The organism is Bradyrhizobium sp. AUGA SZCCT0105 (assembly GCF_018129565.1).
GTDB lineage: Bacteria > Pseudomonadota > Alphaproteobacteria > Rhizobiales > Xanthobacteraceae > Bradyrhizobium.
This window is the reverse complement of sequence record NZ_JAFCMK010000004.1, coordinates 354,836-374,404: the sequence shown is the minus strand read 5'-3', so window position 1 is coordinate 374,404 and position 19,569 is coordinate 354,836. Positions and strand designations below refer to the sequence as shown.

Here is a 19,569-nt window from a genome sequence, read left to right as displayed (position 1 = left end):
CTCCTTCGACGGCGTGACTGCGCCGCGCCTCAGACGAAGGCGCTCAGTCCCGTGATCGACTTGCCGACGATCAGGGTGTTCATCTCGCGGGTGCCCTCGTAGGAATAGATCGCCTCGGCATCGGCCACGAAGCGGCCGATATGATTCTCGAGCAGGATGCCGTTGCCGCCGAGCAGCTCGCGCGCATAGCCGACGGTCTCACGGCATTTGACGGTACAGAACGCCTTCGCCAGCGAGGCGTGCTCGTCCAGCATCACGCCTTCGTCCTGCATCTGTCCGAGCCGCAGCATCATCGCCTGCGTCGCGGTGACATTGCCGAGCATCCGGACCAGGAGATCCTGCACCAGCTGGAAGCCGCCGATCGGCCTGCCGAACTGCTGCCGCTCGGTTGCATAACGCAGCGCATGCTCATAGGCGCCCATCGCGCAGCCGACGGCAAACCACGCCACGCCGGTGCGGGTCATGCGCAGCACCTTGGCGGTGTCCTTGAAGGAGTTGGCGTTCTGCAGCCGGTCCGCCTCGGGCACGCGGCAGTCCTTCAGCGTGATCAGGCCGTTCTGCACCACGCGCAGCGCCATCTTGGTCTTGATCTTCTCGACCGAGAAACCGGGATTGTCCTTGGCCACGACAAAGCCCTTGACCTGGTTCGAGCCTTCCTCGCGCGCCCAGATCACGTTGATGTCCGCGAAGGTGGCGTTGCCGATCCACTTCTTCTGGCCGTTGAGAATCCAGACGTCACCCTCGCGCCGGCAGGTGGTCAGCATCCCGCCCGACGTCGCGGAGCCGACCAGCGGCTCCGTGAGACCAAACGAGCCGATCTTCTCGAAGCGCATCATCGCAGGCAGCCAGCGTTGCTTCTGGGCCTCGTCGCCGCACAGATAGATCGAGCCCGCCGAAAGTCCGGTGTGCACGCCCCAGAAGGTCGCGACCGAGGAATCGACCCGCGCCAGCTCCATCGCGACAAAGCCGTTCAGCAGCCAGCTGCCGCCGGCCGCGCCATAGCCCTGGTAGCCGACGCCGCCGATGCCGATCTCGGCCATGTCAGGGATGATCGCGAACGGAAATTCGTCGCGGCTCCAGAACTCCTCGATGATCGGCGCGACCACACCCTCGGTGAATGCGCGCACACGCCGCACCAGAGCGCGCTCCGTGTCGTTGAGGACGGTGGCAATGCCGTAGAAGTCGCCGTTGATCGGCGGCGGCGCGTAATCCGGCTTGGCTGACCGTGTCGCCTGCGCGTTAGCCATGGTGTCCTCCCTGATGCATGGCGATGCTTCGCCTTTGTCTCGCGCTCCCGACAGGACCGACGCCCTGCCGGGATTCGTCTCATCGTGACGTCAGGTTGGCTTGTTCGGGCGGACGCTGGCGCGGAACTCCTCAAAATTCTCCTTCATCCGGTCCTGGATGATCTTCACCGCTTCCGTGGTCGACTGCCGCGCCGTCGACGCGCTGTCCTGCGCGCCCTTGACCGCGATGTCGAATACCTTCCGCGCGAATTCGGTTTGCAGAGCGAGGTTCTCATGAATCTTGCCGAGCGGCTTGTACTCGCGCGCCAAGGTCGAGGCCTCGCGCAAGCCCGCCTCAATCACCTCGCGCTGCTTCTGCGCCACCGATTGCGCGCCCTGGGCCGCAACCTTCGCGCTCTGGCCGAGCGCCTCGAGGTTCTTCTTCTGGGCTTGCAGCAATTCGTCGACGTTCAGCTTCGGCAGACCGAGATCACTGCCGAACTTGCGCAGCATATCGATGTAAGAGGTATTGTCGGTCACGATATCCTCCCTGGTTGCTGTGTTTAGGGCTTCTGCTGTCCGCCTCCGGACGTTGGAACGAGATCCCTGAAGTAACTCGTCGTGCGCGAGAGCAGGGATGACGACGCGGCCTGACGGCTCTCGTCAGCCAGAAACGCTTCGATCAAGTCGGCGGTTTCCTTTGGCCGCGTCACCATGAACAGATGTCCGTCGTCGATCAGGCGCAGCTCGGCGTTCGGGATCAGGCTCGCCATGATCTGACCGTTGACCGGAGGGACCAGCGGATCGTCGCTGCCCATCAGGATCAGCGTCGGCTGCGGCAGCGACCAGAGCCAGGGCAGGCTAGTCCAGCCGGTCATCGCGAGCAGCTGATAGAGGTAACCCATGCTGCGCGCGCCGTGCATCGCGGCGGCATGCCGGCCGATCAAGGACGGATCGTCGCGAAACGCCCCGCCATAGATGTCGGCGGCGATCGCTTTCATGTAGCCCTTGTCGGTGTAGCGGCGCGGCGTCGCCATTTTCCACAGCACCGACGGGCTTGCCGGCACCATGGTGAAACCAGGCGCGGTCGCGGCAAGCACCAGGCGGCGGCAGCGCTTTGGAAACTGATGCGCGAATTGCTGCGCGATGCCACCGCCCCAGGACACGCCGGCGACATCGACCTCGGCGCAGCCCAGCTCCGCAACGAGCCCGGCGGCGAGCCGCGCCAGGGTCGACGGACGATACGGCCATGCCGGCCTTGGCGATCCGCCGACCCCGGGCACGTCGAAGATGATGGCGGTGGTGCCGGTCAGCGCGTCGAGGAACGGCTTCGCCAGCTCCCAATTAGCGCCGATGCCATTGAACAGCAGTAATGGCGGCCGGCTGCCGCCGCCATGCCGGATCGCGACCTGAAGCAACTGGCCGTCGATCGTGATTTGCCGCGTCTCGATGGTGCCGGGCTGCGTTACCGCCGCCGGCCGAGCCTCGTCAGCGCTGGTGAGATCGTCAGTCAAAGACGTAGGTCCCCGGTGCCGCGCCAAGGGATGGATAGCGCGCGCTGCCGAGCGAGGCCGGCGCCGCCACCTCGTCGCCCGAACGCGCCTGCAGCCAGTCGCGCCAGTCGAGCCACCAGCTGCCCTTGCGCTTTTCGGCCGAGGCCATGAACGCATCGGGCTTGTCCGTGGAGATCGGCCCGATCATGAAAGACGCCTTCGGATTGCTCGGCGGATTGAGCAGGCTCTGCAGGTGCCCGCTGTTCGACAGCACGAAGGTGGTGCCCTCGCCCATGATCTGCGCGGTCTTGTAGACGCCCTTCCACGGCGTGATGTGGTCGGTCACCCCTGCGACGACGTAGCTATCGGCCTTGACCTTGCTCATGTCGATGGTCTTGTCGTTCAGCGTCAGCTTGCCGGCGTTGACGAACGGGTTGGAGAAATAGAGATCGAGATAGTCGCCGTGCAGCGCCGCCGGCAGGCGGGTCGTGTCGGCGTTCCAATAGAGAATGTCGAAGGCCGGTGGCTGATTGCCGAGCAGGTAGTTGTTGACCCAGTAGTTCCAGATCAGGTCGTTGGGCCGCATCCAGGCGAACATCCGCGCCAGGTCGTGGCCATCGACAATGCCGCGCAACTGCGACGTCGCCTTGGCCGCGCGCATGGTCTCCGGCGTCATCAGGCAGCCGAACGTGCTCTCCTCGGCCGAATTGGGATCGAGCAGGCAGACCGCCAGCACCAGGTTCTTGATCTTCTTCTCGGTGGCGCTGCCGAGCGTCGCGAAATAGGCCGTCGAGGTGATGCCGCCGGAGCAGGATCCCATCATCGAGATGTCCGCGCTGCCGGAAATCTCGCGCGCCGCGTCGACCGCCTCGTCGAGCGCGGCGACATAGGTGTCGAGCCCCCAGTCGCGGTGCGCCGCGGTCGGGTTGCGCCAGCTCACGGCGAAGACCTGGAAACCGCTCTCAAGCAGGAAGCGGACCATGCTCTTGTCCGGTGAGAGATCGAGCGCGTAGTACTTGTTGATCTGCGGCGGCGTGATCACCAGCGGCCGCTTCCTGACCGTCGGCGTCGTCGGGGTGTACTGGATCAACTCGAGCAGCTCGTTGCGGAAGATCACTGCGCCCGGTGTGGTCGCGAGGTTCTCGCCGACCTTGAAGGCGCTCATGTCGACCATCGACGGCATGCCGCGATTCTGCGTCAGATCGCCGATGTAGTTCTTCAGGCCGCTCCACAGGCTCTGCCCGCCGGTGTCGATGAACTTGCGGACTGCCGCCGGGTTGGTGAGCATCGTGTTGGTCGGCGCGACCGCATCGATCAGGATATCCGTGATCAGATGCGCGCGCTGCTTGTCGATGTCGCTGAGGCTGGTCTTATCGACCAGCCCGTTGACCGCCTCGCCCCACGCCAGATAGGCCTTGAGCAGGCCGGAGTGCAGCGAGCTCTCCTTCCAGGTCGGATCGGCAAACCGCTTGTCGCCTGCCTTCGGCGCGCGCTCGGACTTGCCGGCGGCGATCGAGCCGAGCTCGCCGACGAAAGACAGCCACTGCTCGGTCGCGACCTTCGGCTCGTTGATGACCGCCTTGAACAGGATGCCGGCGCCCTCGACCAGGTCCTGGCCCTGGATGCCGACCAGCGGATTGAGCGCCAGCGTGTTGCGCGACGCCGCCTCGGACATGTCAGACGCCGAGGACTCCGGACTGCGATTTTCCGTGCTCATTGCTTTGCTCCCGCCGCGGGGATCAGAAGGGCCAGCGTTTCGGCAATTAGCGCCGGCTTCTCCGATCCTTCGACCTCCAGCGTGTTCAGGGTTTTCATGATCACCTGACCACCGTCCCTCGGCTCAACGCCGGACAGCACGACCCGCAGCCGCACCCGCGCACCTGATGGCACCGGCGCCAGGAAGCGCACCTTGTCGACGCCGTAGTTCAGCCCGGCGGCCGCATCGCGCGGGATGATGCCGACCTGCATCGCCAGCGGCGCCACCATCGCGAGCGTCAGATAGCCATGCGCGATCGGACCGCGGAACGGGCTCTCCCGTTTCGCGCGTTCGACATCGACGTGAATCCATTGATGGTCGCCGGTGCAGGCCGCAAAATTGTCGATACGCTGCTGATCGATCGCGACCCAGTCGGAAAGTCCGAGCTCCTTGCCAACGTGCTCGCCGAGGCCGGCAAGTGTGAGGTTGCTCATGACATCGTCCTCCACGATCTTTTCTCGACTGCACCCGAACCGTCACATGTCGCCGTACAGCTCGCGCAGCTCCTTCTTGTTGATCTTGCCGACGCTGGTCTTGGGAATGCTGTCGATGAACAGGATCTTGCCGGGGATGCCGTATTTCGAGATCACGCCCTTGTCGGCGAACAGCTTGAGATGGTCCTTGATGGCCTCGTCGCTGAGGCCGTCGGCACCGGACGGTTTCTTGACCACCAGCGCGAGCGGCCGCTCACCCCATTTCTCGTCCTTGACGCCGATCACCGCGGCCTCGGCCACGCCGGCGCATTGCGAGATCAGATCCTCGATCTGCAGCGAGGAGACCCATTCGCCGCCGGTCTTGATCACATCCTTGATTCGGTCGGTGATCTGGACGTAGCCGCCCGGGCTGACCACGGCGATATCGCTGGTGTGCAGATAGCCGCCCTCCCAGAGCTGCTCCGAGCCTTCAGGATTGTTGAAGTAGCCCTGGGTGAGCCAGGGCGCCCGCAGCACGATCTCGCCGGGCGACTTGCCGTCATGCGGCACGTCCTTCATGTCGGGATCGACGATGCGGAGGTCGACCAGCGGGCCGGCCATGCCGGCGCGGGTGCGGAATTCGACCTCGCCGTCAGGATCGCCGCTGAGATCCCTGGATTGGACATGGGAGACCGCGGCAAGCGGGCCGGTCTCCGACATGCCGTAACCCGCGAAGATGTCGATGCCGGCCTCCATCGCCTGCTTGGCGAGCGCCTTCGGTAACGCAGAGCCGCCGATCACCATCTTGAGGCCCTTGAGATCGACCTTGGCCGCAGCGGCGGCGTTGAGCAGCATCTGCAGGATGGTCGGCACGCCGTGAGTGAAGGTGACGCCTTCGCTCTTGATCAGCTTGACCAGCATCGCCGGCTCGTAGCGGCCGGGATAGACCTGCTTGGTGCCGGCCAGCGTCGCCGACCATGGAAAGCCCCAGGCGTGAACGTGGAACATCGGTGTGATCGGCATGTAGACGTCGTCGCGCGAGAAGCGCCCCTGCGACCCGGCCATGCCGAACAGCGCAAGCCCGGCGATCGTGTGCAGCACGAGCTGGCGATGGCTGTAATAGACCCCCTTCGGCAGACCGGTCGTCCCTGTCGTGTAGAAGGTGGTGGCCTGGGTGTTCTCGTCGAAATCGGGAAAGTCGTAGTCCGGCGAGGCCGCCGCAAGCAGGCCCTCATACTCGCCGATGAAGGACAGGCTGCCGGTCTGCGGCGACGGCTTGTCCGACATTACGATCATCCGCTTGACATTGGGCAGCTGCGCCTTGATGCCTTCCAGCAATCCGACGAACTCTTCATTGACGAGCAGCGTCGATGCGCCGGCGTGATCGATCGTGTAGGCGATCTGCTCCGGCGACAGGCGGACGTTCACCGTCTGCAGCACAGCGCCCATCATCGGGATCGCGAAGAAGGCTTCGAGGAAGCGATGGCTGTCCCATTCGAGCACGCCGACGGTGTCGCCGGGCTCGACGCCGGCCTTGCTGAGCGCCGAGGCGAGACGGCCGATCCGCTCTCGGGTCTGTCGATAGGTCTGGCGCTTGAGATCGCGATAGACGATCTCCTGGTCCGGCGCCTGGACGCTCGGCGTGTGCCAAAGCTGCTTGAAGATGAGCGGATAGTGATAGGCGGATTGGGCAGTCTGAATCAGCCTTCCAACCATGGAAGCCTCCCTCGACCTGGCATGTCCTCCGACCGTTGCGTCCGCAGTTCTAAGCGAGCGGATCGTGTGGTCTGCCGTGCTGCATCACGACGGTCTGACCGTGTGACATTAGGACGAAGCCTCGCGTGACGCCCGAGATTTGTGAAGGTCCGAAACGGACATCGGCGGGGTCTCAACCGGACAAGGTGCTCTCAATCAATGGCGGCGGTCTTGCTGCTTCGCAACAAGGGAGGCCCATTGATGAGTCTTGGGTTTTGGCGCGAACCGGCTATGTTCCAAGGGCTCGCGAACGGAAATCCACTCGGGCCAGGTTTGCGGCGCACTGCTTTCCGACCGAAGGAAAGGCTGGCTCACTTTGCAACCAACCACGCGACTGAAGAGGCCTGTGGGCTCCCGCAACGATATCCTGACCGTCGGCACCGGCGACAAGGTCTATGAGACGACCAAGCTTGGCGCTGTCTTCGACATGCTGGCCGGCGCCGGCGTCCCGGCCGACGCCATCCTGCGCGACACCCGCATTCCGCTGGCCGATGTCCACTCACCGCAGGCGCGGATTTCGCTGACGCAGCTGATGACGGTTTGTCAAAACGCGCTGCGCCTGTCGAACGACCGTCACCTGCCCTATCGCATCGGCGCATCGATCCACATCTCGACCTACGGGATGTACGGCTATGCGCTGCTTTGCTGCCCGGACTTTCGCAAGGCAATGGAATTCGCGATGCGCTACCACGCGCTCGCCGCGCCGCTGGCGACGATCGAATTCAGCGAGGACAAGGCTCATGCGAGATGGACCATCGAGCCCAATCTGCACGCACTTGCCGATTCCGCGCTGTACCGGTTCGTCGCCGAGATGCAGATCGGCATCCACATTTCGCTGATGCGCGACATCATGGGACCAGGCTTCGCTCCCTTTGAAATCACGCTCGCCTATCCGCAGGCACAGGACTTCGATCTTCCGGTCGATCACGTCGGGTGCCCGGTGCGCTTCGATCAGCCCGGCAACCAGATCGTCTTCAAGGCGCAGTTGCTGGACCGGAGAGCGGATCTCGGCAACAAGACGACATATCCGACCATCGTCGCGCTCTGCGACGACTTGCTCGGAGACTTGAGATTGCGGACCGGCATTGCCGGAAAAATCCGCGCCATCCTGCTTCGCGACATCGCCAATCCCCCGACTTTCGAGGCGATCGCCAAGCAGCTCGGCGTGAACGACCGGTCGTTGCGCCGCCAGCTTCGTCAGCAGGGCTTTTCCTTCCGGGGGCTGCACGACGAGCTGCGGACCCAGATTGCGCTGAAATATCTCCGCAGCACGACGCTGGCCAATGACGACATCGCATTGGCGCTCGGCTTCAGCGATGCGGCAAACTTCAGGCGTGCGTTCCACCGCTGGACCAACAAGGCCCCGAGCGACATCCGCGGCGAATGATTGCGGACCGCGACCGTTGACCGCCTCGATTGCGCGGACGCCCGCGCTAATACGCGTAGGACGTCTTGCCCGGCTGCACGGTCAGCCGAAAGGCGACGTCGGTCGAACCGTCCATCAGCTCGATCAACTGGTCACACACCAGGCATCGAAACTCGCCGGCGATGCCGCCCTTCGACGTCAATTCGATCCGGCGATAGCCGGCCTGGCAATGAGGGCACGTCACGTCAGATTTTCGCATGGAATCAGCAAACCGTTGCTCTCTCTATTTTCCATATGCCCATCGTCAGAAATGTGACGGCGTCACGATCTGTGCGAAACAGACGGTGTCTTCGCTGACGTTATCGATGACTGAAGACGGGTGCTGGCGGGCGATACGGAAACGCCGAGACCCCGAAGTTGCGGCCATATTGCTGCTGCACCGCCGGGATGTTGACCACGCCCACCTTGAGATCCTGCGATTTCGCGTCGATCGGCGGCGTGTTCGTCACAGGCGGATTGACCTGATCGACCTGCTTCTTCAACCGCTCATTGATGCAGCCAAGCGAGGCCGCATCGCCGCAGCGCTCGGCGGGCGCGCCGCCGCTGCCTCTTGCCGCAGCCCGGCCGGTGCCGCCACTGGTGTCGCGGTTAAGGTTGAGCGCCGGCGGCGGTGTGCCGACGACAATTTCCGGCAGCGGCGTGTGTTGCTGCGTCTGCGCCTGCGCCTGCATCGCCGACAATCCGGCAACGGCGACCGCCAACATGATCACTTTCATCGGTGCTGCTCCTTGCAGAACCACAACTGTTTCAAACGATAGGAAGCCAAGGGCAGATATCAAGCGAGGGGATCAGGGCAACGAGATGAATTCGGGCGGCGCGGGCTTGCTATTTCCCTCCCCGGGCCTGGATCACAAGCGCGTTGAGCCGCGTGTTGAGTGCGACGAGATCGACGCGGCCGATGCGTCCGCCGCCGCCGAGGCATTTGCGGCCACATCCGCCGCCACCGGCACGGCCCGGTTCGCCGAAGGTCGCGACCGGTACGGTGCCGGTCACCCGAAAGCCGCGGGCAAACAGCCGGGCGCGCACCGCCACGCAATAATTCACCGACAGATAGGAGAAGCGGGTCTCGCCATGACCTGCGCGGTACTTCATGACCGCGGTGCACAGGTCGCCGCCGGCAAGGCGCCATGCCTGCGCAAGATACATGACGCCGAAGTGAATGTTGTTCTCGGGAATCGCGAGTTCGGCAAGCGAGCCGGAAAAGCCGAGCATGCGCGCGGTCGACGGCAGCAGCTGCATCAGACCGATTTCACCGACGCCGCCGATCACGTCGGGATTGTAGCCGCTCTCCACGCCCATCACCGCCTCGGCGATCTCGGGCGCGAGCCCGCTTCCCGCCGCCTCCTTCTCGATCAGCGCGCGATAGCGCATGCGCGCGTCCGATACCGCGGGCTGGCCCACGGGCAGAGGCGGGAGCGTTTTCCCGCCGGCGTCCTTCGCCGCATCTTTGGCCGGTACGGCCGGCTTCGCCGTCGCCTCGGCCGGCGGCTTTGCCGTGGCGTCGGCTGAAGGGTCTGCCGACTCGACGGCGGCAAAGCGCGTGCTGAATGACGACGCCGGCCTCTCTCCCTCGGCATGGGCGGGCTGGACAAGACAAAGCGCGAGCACAAGACCGCCGGCTGCGATGCGGCTGCCTCGGTGACGAGCAGGATCAAGCAGCTTCCGCCATCGGCTGAAGCTGCCCGCCTTCGTCGCTGAGGCACCGTCATTCATCGGTCGCTTACGGCCCTGATCGTCGCGTGTCCGCATGATTTACTGGATCGTCGGAACTGCCCCCGCTTCCGCGGCGTGCTCATGGGACGGCTGCGGGGCCGGCGCACTTGGCTGCGGGACAGCCGCCGCGCCATTGCGGGCGACGATCTTCGGCAGCTCCTCGCGCAGATAGGCGATCAGCTCCTGAACCAGCCGGTCCCAGACCTCGATCTGCGCCCGCACAAAGTTCGGCGCCACGCCGCCGGCCACGGAGACATCGAGGCAGAACATCAGGAACGGCTGGCTGAACTGCAGCCGCCCGAACCGCCGCGTCGTGTTCCAGCGATTGACGAGGTCGAGCGGCAGCTCGCCCTGCACCTGAAGCGTGGTGACCAGCATGGCGTCGACACAGCTCTGCTCCTCGCCGACGAGCTGGTTTCCCGGCCGGATCTCGAAGCCGAGCCCCGCCGTCGCCGAGCGCAGATAGGTCGTGTTGGCGACCGGATCGGTCAGCGTTTCGACGCGATAGCCGACATTCTGGAAGCTGTCGCGCAATCCGTCGATGGTGAGCTTGGTGATGATCTCGGACATGTTGGTCTCCGTATTACTTCTTCGACGCGTCGAGCAGGCTCGACAGGGCAAGCTCGTTGAGAACGGGCGGATGTTGCTTCAGCAGTTCGGCAAGATAGGCCCGCCGCATCATGTTCGACCGCTCGGAGCGGATCTGCAGCACCAGCTGGTCGCGCACTTCCGGCAAGGTGCGGGTATAGGACGCCTTGGTGTCGAGCAGCTTGATGATGTGCCAGCCGTCGTCGAGCTTGATCGGCTCGGACACGCTGTTCTTGGCGAGCCCCATCACCTGGTTGCGGATCTCCGGGCGGATCTGGCTCTCGGCAACCCAGCCGAGGTCGCCGGCATCCTTGGCGGCGTTGTTGTCGCCGCGCGCGATCGCCGCGAAGTCGGCTCCCGGCGCTTTCAGCTTGCGCTGCACGTCGTCGAGCTCCTGCTTCGCCTTGTCCTCGGCGGCCTTGTCGCCCTCCTTCGGGGCGGCGACGAAGATCTGCGCGAGCTGGAATTGCCGCGGCATCAGGAATGCGGCGCGATTGGCCTCATAGACCTTCTGCAAATCGTCCTCGCTCGGGAAATTGGCCGGCGGCGTCGACACCGATTGCAGGTAGAGCTCGACCACCGCGCCCTCGCGCGCCCGGTCGAGCTGCGCGGCGACGGCGGGTTGCTGATCCCACTTCTTCGCCACCGCCTCCTGCAGCACGAGGCGGTTGGCAAGCAGCAGCCGGACCGTCTGGCTGAGCATGGCCGGATCCTTGGCCAGCGCAGCCTGCTCGCGCGGCGCGAGGGCTGCGACATAGCTGCGGAGATCATCGGCCGAGATATTGGTCTCGCCGACCCGCGCGATGACGTTCTCGGGCGCGGTGGGCTTCGGCGCGACCGCGACCGGAGCCGGCGCGGGCGTGGCGGCGGCTTGCGCCTGAGCCGCGGGCTGTGGCTGCGGCTTCCTGACCGGAGCCTGCACGGCGCGCGGCGCGGGAGCCTGCGTCTGCGCCGAGGCATCGAGCGGCGCAACGAAAGCCGCCAAGGCGACGGCGATTCCGGCGGCGAGACCGATCGACCGAAGCGGCTTCACGATAGTGGCGGTCGTCATGGATTCACCTTCTGATCGAGGAATTTGTCCTGGTTTTCCTGCAGCTGATTCTGGATTTCGACCCGGCGCTGCTGAATCATCGGCTCGCGCGAGACCACGATCTCGCCGATAGTCAGGTCCTTGTAGCGCTGCACCATCTCCTTGCCGGCCTTGATCAGCTGGGTGTTCTTGGCAATGCAGCTCTTGGTGCTGGCCTTATAGGCGGTGGCCTCGCCTTCGAACTTGGCTCGCTCGGCGTCCTTGGTGCGAGCAACGGTAGCCGCCTCCTCATACGCCGACTTCCACTTCTCCAGCGTCTCGTCGCGTTCGGCGAGCCGCTGATTGAACTCGTCAACGGCGTCGCGATGCTCCTTGTCGGCCTTCTTCAGCTGCGCCTTGAGGTCGTCGACCTCCTTCTTGGCCGCCGCCTTTTCGCGATCGGCGTCGGCGACCTTGGCCTGCAACGCCGTGCGCTGGTCTTCCAGCGCACGGGTCTGCGCCGTCGCGCTGCGCAGGGCGTCGCGCAGGCGGTCGGTCTCGGACTGGGCGAATGCGGTGCCAGAGCTCAATGCTCCGATCACCATCATCAGGACGAAGAGTGCGATGCGCATGGTCAGAACTTCGCGTTGAGGTCGACTTGCAGGACGTCGACGGCATAGGGGCTGCCGGCGATGCTGTTGGCGCTCATCCAGCGCAAGGTCGCCCAGACATTCTCGCCGAGACCGATATTGCCGCCGACGAAATAGCCCTTGAGGTTGGTGCCGCCGAGGCCGAAGTCGGAGTCGGCGAACGCATCGATGGTGGCGTCGGATTCGAGGTATTTGTAGCCAGCGTGGACGTTCCAATCCCAGAGATGCTTGATCTCCCTGTTGCCGACGGTGACACGGCCGAGCCAGCCCTGATTGCCGCCGTTGAACGCGCCAGGCGTGGTGCCGCCATCCGGGCTCGGCCCGCGATTGTTCATCAGCACGCCGTAGGTTGCCGCAGCCGCGTTCATGAAGGAGCGGCTGAACGCGGTGTTGTAGACATACTCGCCGTCGAGCACGATGTGGGTCGGATGGAATTGTCCGAGATCGAGCTGTCCGCTGACAACGACCGGCCGATATTGGCTGACCAAGCCGAAATATTCGAACTGGTTGATCGTGCCGCCATTGTTACCGGTGCCCGGAGGATCGGCGATGATGTTACGCAGCGGGAAATAGGTATTGCCCTTCTGCGCGAAGGACGGCCGGGTCAGGTCGGTGTCGCAGACGTCGGATGCGGACGTGACCCTGCAGGGGCTCGAGAACTGGCCCTGAACATTGTCGAAGTCGTAGAAGGCAACGCCGAACCGGAATGAGTATTCCGGGCTGAACCGGGCATTGAAGCCGACCTGGCCTCCGAACAGCCACTTGTCGTGGCTGGCAAACTTGCTGGGCGGCGAGTTCAGGTTGCTCGGATCGGCCGGTAGATTGCTGCCGGCATTGAAATCGGTGTTGTAGATCGGGAACGCACCGCCCACCGCAAACGGCGTGAAGCCTTCCCAAACCTCGTGCTTGGCCTGAACGGCAAAACCATCGAAGCCGAGCTCCTTGTACCAGACCAGATCGGTCGGCGACCAGAATGGATTGTCGATGCGACCCGCGGAGATCCTCAGATCGTCGCCCCAAGTCTGCCAGTTGATGTAGCCGCGATCAAGCCAGACGCCATACTTCGAGAAGTTGCCGCCACCGCCGCCAAGGGTCTGGTTGGTCGACACCGGCGAGTTGTTCTCGCCGGTCGCAATGCGCAGGCCGGCAGTGAACCCGTACAGCAGGTCGGCTTCCATGCCGAGCCGGCCGCGGAAGCGGAACTGGTTGCGATCCTGCGTGGCATCGTAGGTCGGACCAAACGCAGTGCTCGAAATGTCATACGGCGATCCGGTATTGATCGCATTGAAGTTGGCGGCGCCGGCCTGGTCGTTGCCGGTCGGGAAATAGGCACCCTGATAGCGCACGCGTGCATCGCCGTAGAAGCGGATGCGTTGCGCCCATTCCGGGTAGGTTCCGGGCGACGCCCAGTTTTCTTTCTGCGCCTTGGCCATCACCTCCTGCTTAATCTCTTCCCGTAACTGTCGTTTGACGACTTCGGGAACGTAGGTGACGTGCCGGGTGCCCGGCGGCTGCGCCGCCGCGGCGGCAGCCGTTGCGGCCTTGGTGGCGTCGTCGGCCTTGGTCGTGGCGTCCTTGGCGGCCTGGCGGGAGACATAGGCCTCGTCCTCGGCCTGCTTGATCAGCGCCTGGGCCTGCTCTTCCTTGAGGACACCCTGCTGCACCAAGAGATTGACGAGATTGACGGTGGCATTCGACGATGTCGGCTTGGTGCTCGATACCTTCGGCTTCTTCGCGTCGGTCCGCTTCGCCGCGGCGGCGGGACCCTGCTCGGCAGCCTGGTCCGCGGTCTGGCCCACGGCCGGCGTTGCGCAGGCGAGCGCGCTCAGCGACACCGCAAGCGGCAACGCGCGCCATTCTGCGTGAGCTCGTTTCTTAAACATCAGTCCCCCAGTTCTCACTCGCACATTGAATCTCGAAGGTTGGTCGCTCGTCAGTCGGTCTCGTCAGCTCGGCCGTCGCGCGGTGACGCGCGTGACCACCGGCATCGGCATGTCCTTGGGTGGCGGTTCGCGCAGCGTCAGACTGCCGATCACCTCGTTGCGAAGCGCCGCATCGATCTCCGGATTGCCGGAGGACGGCGTCAGGACGACGCGGGTGACGTGGCCGGAGCCATCCACCCACAGCCGCACCTGGATCTGCGTCGCCATGTTGCGGGTCTTCGGATTGGCGCGGATCGCCGCCTCGACCTGCGAGGTGATGATCGTGGTGTACCAACCCCAGCGACTGCCACCGCCGCCGCCTCCGCCATACGGGTTGCCGCCGGGCTTGCCGCCGAGATTGAACAGATCGCCGGGTCCCGTCGGCTTGGCATCGAGCGACAGCGGACCGGGCGGCTCGTCGTTCTTGGCGTCCTTGGCCGGCTCGTCCTTCGGCTTGTCGACCGGCTTCTCTTCCTTGAACTCGGGCTCCGCCATCTTGGGCTGCTCGATCATCTTCTGCTCGGGCTGCGGCTGTGGCGGCGGAGGTGGCGGCGGCAGCGTCACATTGACGATGGTGAGATCGCGCACCTGACGCGGCGGCGGCAGATCGTCGTGACCGAGAAAGAAGTAGACGATGCCGCCAAGGAACAGTGCGACCACCGCCACCACCGCGCCGTAGCGCAGCAGCGCACTGCGTTCGCCCTTCCGGGCGGCCGTGTTGCGGGCAGCCGACGGCGGCGCCGCGGCTGTTGCGGGCGCGACGGCAACATCGTGATCGTCGGCTGACGGCGCGGCGCGCACGTTCTGGTCCCGCATCGGCGCGTTCATGGCGCGGCCTCCACCGCGGCGCGGTCGAGCAGCCTGTCATTGACGTATTGCATGACGAAGCTGGCAAGCGCGTCGAAGTCCGTGGTCTTCAGGATGACCTTGGTATCGGGGCCTGCTTCGATCGCTGCGTGAAAGGTCTCAACCTCGCTCAGATAGTCGACATAGGCCGTCGCGTCGATCGACAGGCGGGCCCACGGGCATCGCGAGATTGTCAGCCGCAGCGGGTTGTCGGCGGGCTCGCGGCCTGCGACGTGCCGGCGCAGCACATCCGCGAGCTTGACCAGCAGGGCCTCGCCATGAACGGGAAATGCCACCACCTCGCCGCGCGGCTCTTCGCGCATGTCCGCGGCGATCGGTATCACACCGAGTTCCGCGCCAATACCGGCGCGGATCGGCACCTGCGAAACGGGCTCGGCGCGCGTGACGTCCGCGGCACCGCAGCCGTGATCGAATGATCGCATCATGCCGCTCAGCCACGACCGCAGCGTCCTGCGCTCGGTCAGCGGGAAAGGTGATGGCTGCGTGATCATGGCGTCGCTTCCCGACTGGCTCACTTCACGAGCGGCTTGGTGGCGAGCCCGACCTGGCTCAGGCCGATACGGCTGAGCAGATCGAACACATCCATCACGCTCTGGTACTGCGCCTGCGCATCGCCGCGCAGCACCACGGGAAATTCCGGCGTCAGCGCCTTCTGCTGGATCAGCCGCTGCTCGAGCTCGGCCAAGGTCACCGGTATAGTGTCGAGGAAGATCTTGCCGTCATTGGCGACCGTGATTGCCTTGGTGGTCTGGGTCGCAAGGCTCGGCGCCGCCGAGGCCTTCGGCAGATTGACCTTCTGGCCCTGCACGGTCGCCGTCGTCATGATGATGAAGATCACCAGCAGCACGTAGGCGAGGTCCAGCATCGGCGTGATGTTGATGTCGTCATAGGGCTTGGAGTCGGCCTGGATCTGCATGACCGTTACTCCGCAGCGATACGGTGTTCGATCGGGTCCGGCCGGTCGGCGGAATAGAATTCCGCCATCTTGGTCACGAACTCGTCGACGAAGACCTGAATGTCGTTGGTCAGGTCCTTGATCCGGGAGATCAGGTAGTTGTAGCCGAACAGCGCCGGGATCGCGACGCCGAGACCGGCGACGGTTGCGACCAGCGCCGCGGCGATGCCGGGCGCGATCGCGTTGACGTTGACGTCGCCGCTCGCCGCGATCGCCGCGAAGGTGATCATGACGCCGACCACGGTGCCGAGCAGGCCGAGGAACGGTCCGCCGGAGATCGCGATGGTCAGCACCACCATCAGGCGGTTGAGGCGCTGCATCTCCTTGACGACGCCGCTATCGAGCGCCGCGCGGATCGCCGCGATCGAGACCGCCGACAGCACCGGAGCGCGCTGCGAGTTGCTGAAGCGGTGGCGGATTTCCGCGGCGCCGATGTGGTAGATGCGGTAGAGCGAGGACGAGCGCATCATCTTGGCGTCGGCCTCGGTGAGGCGTCCGCCCAGCGTCGAAATGTCGTCGGCATCGCCGCGATCCAGCATGGTGAGATCGGCCGCGATCTCGCGGAACCCCTTCATGAACTGGGCATTCGCCCTGGCCTGCTTGCTGAGATACGAGGCTCTGTCGAACATCACCACCCAGCTGACCGCGGCCATGATCAGCAGAATGCCGATCACCACCCAGCCGTCGAGCGTCACCGACTTCAGGATCACCGCGAAGTAGCCGGACAGCCAGCTTGCAGTCTCCTCGTCGACGCTGAATGCCATCAGCTTGGCCTGGTCGGGCCCCTGCCCGATCGCCATCACCTTGATCAGTCCGGCGGGGCGCGCGACCTTGCTGATCTGCAGCTCGTCGATGTCGCCGACGAAGCCGGCCATCGCTACGGCAGCAGGCGCAGGTGCCGGTGTTGCCGCCGCATCCGGCGTCGCCGCGGGCGCGGCGCCACCGTCCGCAGCCGGCGCATCAGGGGGCACTGATGGTGTTGCTGCGGACGGGGCCGTCGCAGGCGCGATCGGAGAGGCACTGGAGGTCGACGAGTCTCCTCCGATCAGGCCAACGGTATTGAGGGCGGGCAGGCTCGCGCTGAGCGCGGCGTAGGATACGCCGTCGAGATAGAGCGTGACCTGACCGTTTCCGGCAACGACGGCGACATGATGCCAGCTACCGGCCGCGACCGGCGCTCCGGCGCTCGAGCGCTGCACGGAGCCCGCGTTGGTGACTTCGACAAACGGACTGCCATTGTCGACCCCGACCACCAGTGCGTTGGCGCCGTCACGCCGGCTGAACAGCGCGGCGTTGGGCTGCAAGGCAGCCGGCTTGATCCAGGCCGACCAGGTCAGCGCGGCACCATCCGGCGACGCGAGCGACGGCGAGGCCGGCACCGTGACCGGTGTGCGGCCGTCGAGCCGCAAGCCGGTCCCGATCAGCGAACCGTCCGCCGGCTGGCCGACACTTTGGGCGTTATTGGCCCACACCGAGGAATCGATTGCCGGCGTGCCGCGCTCGTTGAAGTGATAGACCGTCAACGTATCCGGATCGTAAGTGCCCTTCGGATCGCTGGTCGCGAGCGCTTTCTTGTTGCCGTAATAGAGCCAGATATCGGTCCGCGCGCCCGGCGCGATGTTCGGCACCGCGACCCAGACCAGGCCTTCGCCGAGCAGCGAATCGAACTTCTCGATATGATGCTTCAACGGCGTCTTGTCGTCACCGGCGACGAACCGCAGATCGCTGCCGTCGTCCTTCGCCGAGCTGAAGCGGAAGTTGCCGACATGCAGGCGCACCAGCACCGGCACCCCGCTGATCGGATCGGTGACGTTGGCGCCCGACGCGCTGACGTCGACCGTGATCTTCTTGCGCAGCGACCATTCGTCGTTCCACCACGCATTGGCCGGCGCGAGCGACGCCACCAGGGCGACGAGCCCGAACAACAACGCCGTCGCGACGTTCGCAACGCCTCGGCGCAGCGCCGGCCGGCGCGTGCGTCGCTCGAGAGTAAGACCCATGCCCATTAGAATTCACCCCAGATTCGGAAGTTCACGCGCGGACTGTTTGCGTGCGTGTATTGTTGAGCGACCCCTGGCACCGAAAGCGCGACCATGCCGTTGAAATATTCGAAGGTCTTGAATCGCGTGCCGAGGCCGTAGCTCCATGCGACGAATGACGATTGCTGATCAGGCAGCGGCTGCTGGATCGACGCGTAACCGGCATCGAAGAACGTGAAGAAGCGCCAATCGTTGAAGGTGATGAAGCGCGGCTTGCCGTCGCCGGTTTCGCTCTTGAGCTCGCCTTGCAGCATGCTGCCGACATTGGGCGTGCGCAGCTCGAAATTGGCGACCGCGCCGTTGTCGCCGAGCACCTCGGATTCGAGGTAGCCGCGAACGGTATCGAGACCGCCGAGGCTGAACTGCTCGCTCGAGACCAGCGGGCCGTCGGCAATCTGACCCTGCACCTTGCCGTAGAGCTGGAAGCCTTCCGGCAGCTCCTGGGTATGCGAGACGTCGAGGTTGAGGTGGGTGAAGCTCGGCGAAGCCTTGAAGCGCTTCGCGTCGAACTCGTCCCACGGGCTGCTCAGCGTCCGGATGTTGTAGGTCACGCCGGCATTGAACTGCGTCGTGAACTTCTCTTCCTGGAACGTTGCCCCATAAGTCGCGACGACGGGATAGTAAGTGACAGGTGACGAGAACCCGTCGGTGCCGAGCTTCACGGTCTGGTCGAAATGCTTGTAGTCCATGCCGACCGACAGCGTGTGGAACAGGCCCTCGCGCGTCGGCAGCGTGATCACGGCGCGCTCGCCGATGATCGTGCCGGGACCGACCACATTGGTGCCGCCGATCGTCGCGACATTGCTGTTCGACTTCACGCTGTAGAACAGCAGATTGAGCCAATCGGCATTCGGCACGCGCGCCATATACGAGCCGGAGAACACCTCGGCATCACTCGGGCGCTCCGGCGCAACCTGATAGGTGAAGCTCAGCGAATGCCCGAGCTGCCACAGATTGTCGTAGTGCACGGTGGCGGAGACGCGGCTCGCCGTAGTGGACGGCGATTGCCGGTTGTTGGCTTCGAGGCTGGCGTGGAACGGCGCCTTGTCCTCGACATTGAGATCGACGTCGACGGTGCCCGGCGCAACGCCGGCGCGCAGCGCCGGAGTCACGCGGCGATCCGGCCATTGGTTGAGCGACACAATGTCCTTGGTGACGTCACCGAAATTGGGAACGGTGCCCTCCTTCAGCGAAGGCGCGCTGTCCTTGATCCGGTCGAGATCGAAATAGCGCGAATTCTTCACCCGCAGGCGCCCGACCTTCAGCTCGGTCACCTTGAGGGTGACCACACCGCCGGTCACGTTCTGCTGCGGGACCGCGACGCTGACGGTCTGGAAGCCCTTGTCGTGATACGCCTTCTCCAGCGCGGCCCGCGCCTTCTCGACGTCCTCCGAGGTCTTGCCCGGACCGAGGAAGGGATAGATCGCCTCCTCGATCTCGACCTGCGGCAGCCTATCGGCGCCCTGTACGGCGAAGTCGTCGATGTCGAAGCGCTGCAGCGGCGCTGACGGCTTTTGCGCCGGTGCATTCGCCTGCGCCGGCTGCTTGTCCGCCGCCGGCGCTGCGGCCGTAGCCGCAGCCGCATCTTTCGCTGCTTCCTTCGCCGCGCGCGCCGGAACGATGGCTGCCACGGAGCCAACCACGGTGAGCGCCGCGGCCGACACGCGCAACCCGATCCGGCATCGCTGACGATGCCCAATAGCCCAATGATCTCTTCGACTACGCACAGACGTCCCACTTACTTCGCGCAGACGCGC

The 19,569-nt window shown here is 64.8% G+C and carries 19 protein-coding genes; 1 reads left to right on the top strand and 18 read right to left on the bottom strand.

The window, feature by feature from the left end; all coding sequences use genetic code 11:
- Positions 1-29: 29 nt before the first annotated feature.
- From JQ573_RS21335 to JQ573_RS21315, 6 genes are all read right to left on the bottom strand, one after another.
- On the bottom strand, positions 30-1,247 hold the full coding sequence (locus JQ573_RS21335; RefSeq protein ID WP_212316955.1) for an acyl-CoA dehydrogenase family protein: 1,218 nt from the start codon (positions 1,245-1,247) through the stop codon (positions 30-32).
- A gap of 90 nt (positions 1,248-1,337) precedes the next feature.
- Positions 1,338-1,766 carry a phasin family protein gene (locus JQ573_RS21330; RefSeq protein WP_143046799.1) on the bottom strand — a complete coding sequence of 143 codons (429 nt, stop codon included), beginning with the start codon at positions 1,764-1,766 and terminating at the stop codon, positions 1,338-1,340.
- Positions 1,767-1,789: 23 nt separating this feature from the next.
- Complete coding sequence (gene phaZ / locus JQ573_RS21325) at positions 1,790-2,740, bottom strand: poly(3-hydroxyalkanoate) depolymerase (RefSeq protein WP_249132077.1); 951 nt, start codon at positions 2,738-2,740, stop codon at positions 1,790-1,792.
- Positions 2,733-4,436: an alpha/beta fold hydrolase gene (locus JQ573_RS40260; RefSeq protein WP_249132075.1), complete on the bottom strand. Its 1,704-nt coding sequence runs from the start codon at positions 4,434-4,436 to the stop codon at positions 2,733-2,735. The genes phaZ and JQ573_RS40260 overlap by 8 nt, the downstream gene beginning before the upstream one ends.
- A complete protein-coding gene (locus JQ573_RS21320) occupies positions 4,433-4,909 on the bottom strand; it encodes a MaoC family dehydratase (RefSeq protein WP_212316953.1) in 477 nt (158 codons plus the stop codon). Before JQ573_RS21320 ends, JQ573_RS40260 begins: the two co-directional genes overlap by 4 nt.
- Before the next feature lie 42 nt (positions 4,910-4,951).
- The gene (locus JQ573_RS21315; protein ID WP_212316952.1) at positions 4,952-6,604 is read right to left on the bottom strand and encodes a fatty acid--CoA ligase; all 1,653 of its coding nucleotides are present in this window, start codon (positions 6,602-6,604) and stop codon (positions 4,952-4,954) included.
- A 385-nt stretch (positions 6,605-6,989) separates the two neighbouring features.
- Between JQ573_RS21315 and JQ573_RS21310 the strand changes: the two genes are divergently transcribed.
- A complete protein-coding gene (locus JQ573_RS21310) occupies positions 6,990-8,030 on the top strand; it encodes an AraC family transcriptional regulator (RefSeq protein ID WP_212316951.1) in 1,041 nt (346 codons plus the stop codon).
- A gap of 46 nt (positions 8,031-8,076) precedes the next feature.
- Here JQ573_RS21310 and JQ573_RS21305 read toward each other — a convergent pair whose 3' ends face one another.
- From JQ573_RS21305 to JQ573_RS21250, 12 genes are all read right to left on the bottom strand, one after another.
- On the bottom strand, positions 8,077-8,253 hold the full coding sequence (locus JQ573_RS21305) for a hypothetical protein (RefSeq protein WP_224924689.1): 177 nt from the start codon (positions 8,251-8,253) through the stop codon (positions 8,077-8,079).
- A 115-nt stretch (positions 8,254-8,368) separates the two neighbouring features.
- A complete protein-coding gene (locus tag JQ573_RS40255; protein WP_249132074.1) occupies positions 8,369-8,785 on the bottom strand; it encodes a hypothetical protein in 417 nt (138 codons plus the stop codon).
- 109 nt (positions 8,786-8,894) lie between these two features.
- Entirely contained in the window at positions 8,895-9,677 is a 783-nt protein-coding gene (locus JQ573_RS21295) for a lytic transglycosylase domain-containing protein (RefSeq protein WP_409334699.1), read from the bottom strand.
- 144 nt (positions 9,678-9,821) lie between these two features.
- Positions 9,822-10,352: a YbjN domain-containing protein gene (locus tag JQ573_RS21290; protein ID WP_212316949.1), complete on the bottom strand. Its 531-nt coding sequence runs from the start codon at positions 10,350-10,352 to the stop codon at positions 9,822-9,824.
- A 13-nt stretch (positions 10,353-10,365) separates the two neighbouring features.
- Entirely contained in the window at positions 10,366-11,421 is a 1,056-nt protein-coding gene (locus JQ573_RS21285; protein ID WP_212316947.1) for a peptidylprolyl isomerase, read from the bottom strand.
- Positions 11,418-12,011, bottom strand: a complete 594-nt coding sequence (locus JQ573_RS21280) for a hypothetical protein (RefSeq protein WP_212316945.1) — start codon at positions 12,009-12,011, stop codon at positions 11,418-11,420. The genes JQ573_RS21285 and JQ573_RS21280 overlap by 4 nt, the downstream gene beginning before the upstream one ends.
- Positions 12,012-12,013: 2 nt before the next feature.
- Complete coding sequence (locus JQ573_RS21275) at positions 12,014-13,912, bottom strand: putative porin (RefSeq protein WP_212316943.1); 1,899 nt, start codon at positions 13,910-13,912, stop codon at positions 12,014-12,016.
- Between the two features lie 63 nt (positions 13,913-13,975).
- Positions 13,976-14,779 (bottom strand): TonB C-terminal domain-containing protein, encoded by an 804-nt coding sequence (locus tag JQ573_RS21270; RefSeq protein ID WP_249132072.1) that lies wholly within the window; start codon positions 14,777-14,779, stop codon positions 13,976-13,978.
- Positions 14,776-15,309 (bottom strand): hypothetical protein, encoded by a 534-nt coding sequence (locus JQ573_RS40250; protein ID WP_249132069.1) that lies wholly within the window; start codon positions 15,307-15,309, stop codon positions 14,776-14,778. Before JQ573_RS40250 ends, JQ573_RS21270 begins: the two co-directional genes overlap by 4 nt.
- 20 nt (positions 15,310-15,329) lie before the next feature.
- Positions 15,330-15,734 carry a biopolymer transporter ExbD gene (locus tag JQ573_RS21260; RefSeq protein WP_092122695.1) on the bottom strand — a complete coding sequence of 135 codons (405 nt, stop codon included), beginning with the start codon at positions 15,732-15,734 and terminating at the stop codon, positions 15,330-15,332.
- Between the two features lie 5 nt (positions 15,735-15,739).
- Positions 15,740-17,773, bottom strand: coding sequence for a DUF2341 domain-containing protein (locus JQ573_RS21255; protein WP_212316941.1), 2,034 nt, complete (start codon positions 17,771-17,773; stop codon positions 15,740-15,742).
- Between the two features lie 5 nt (positions 17,774-17,778).
- Positions 17,779-19,443 (bottom strand): ShlB/FhaC/HecB family hemolysin secretion/activation protein, encoded by a 1,665-nt coding sequence (locus JQ573_RS21250; protein ID WP_312011570.1) that lies wholly within the window; start codon positions 19,441-19,443, stop codon positions 17,779-17,781.
- Between the last annotated feature and the right edge of the window lie 126 nt (positions 19,444-19,569).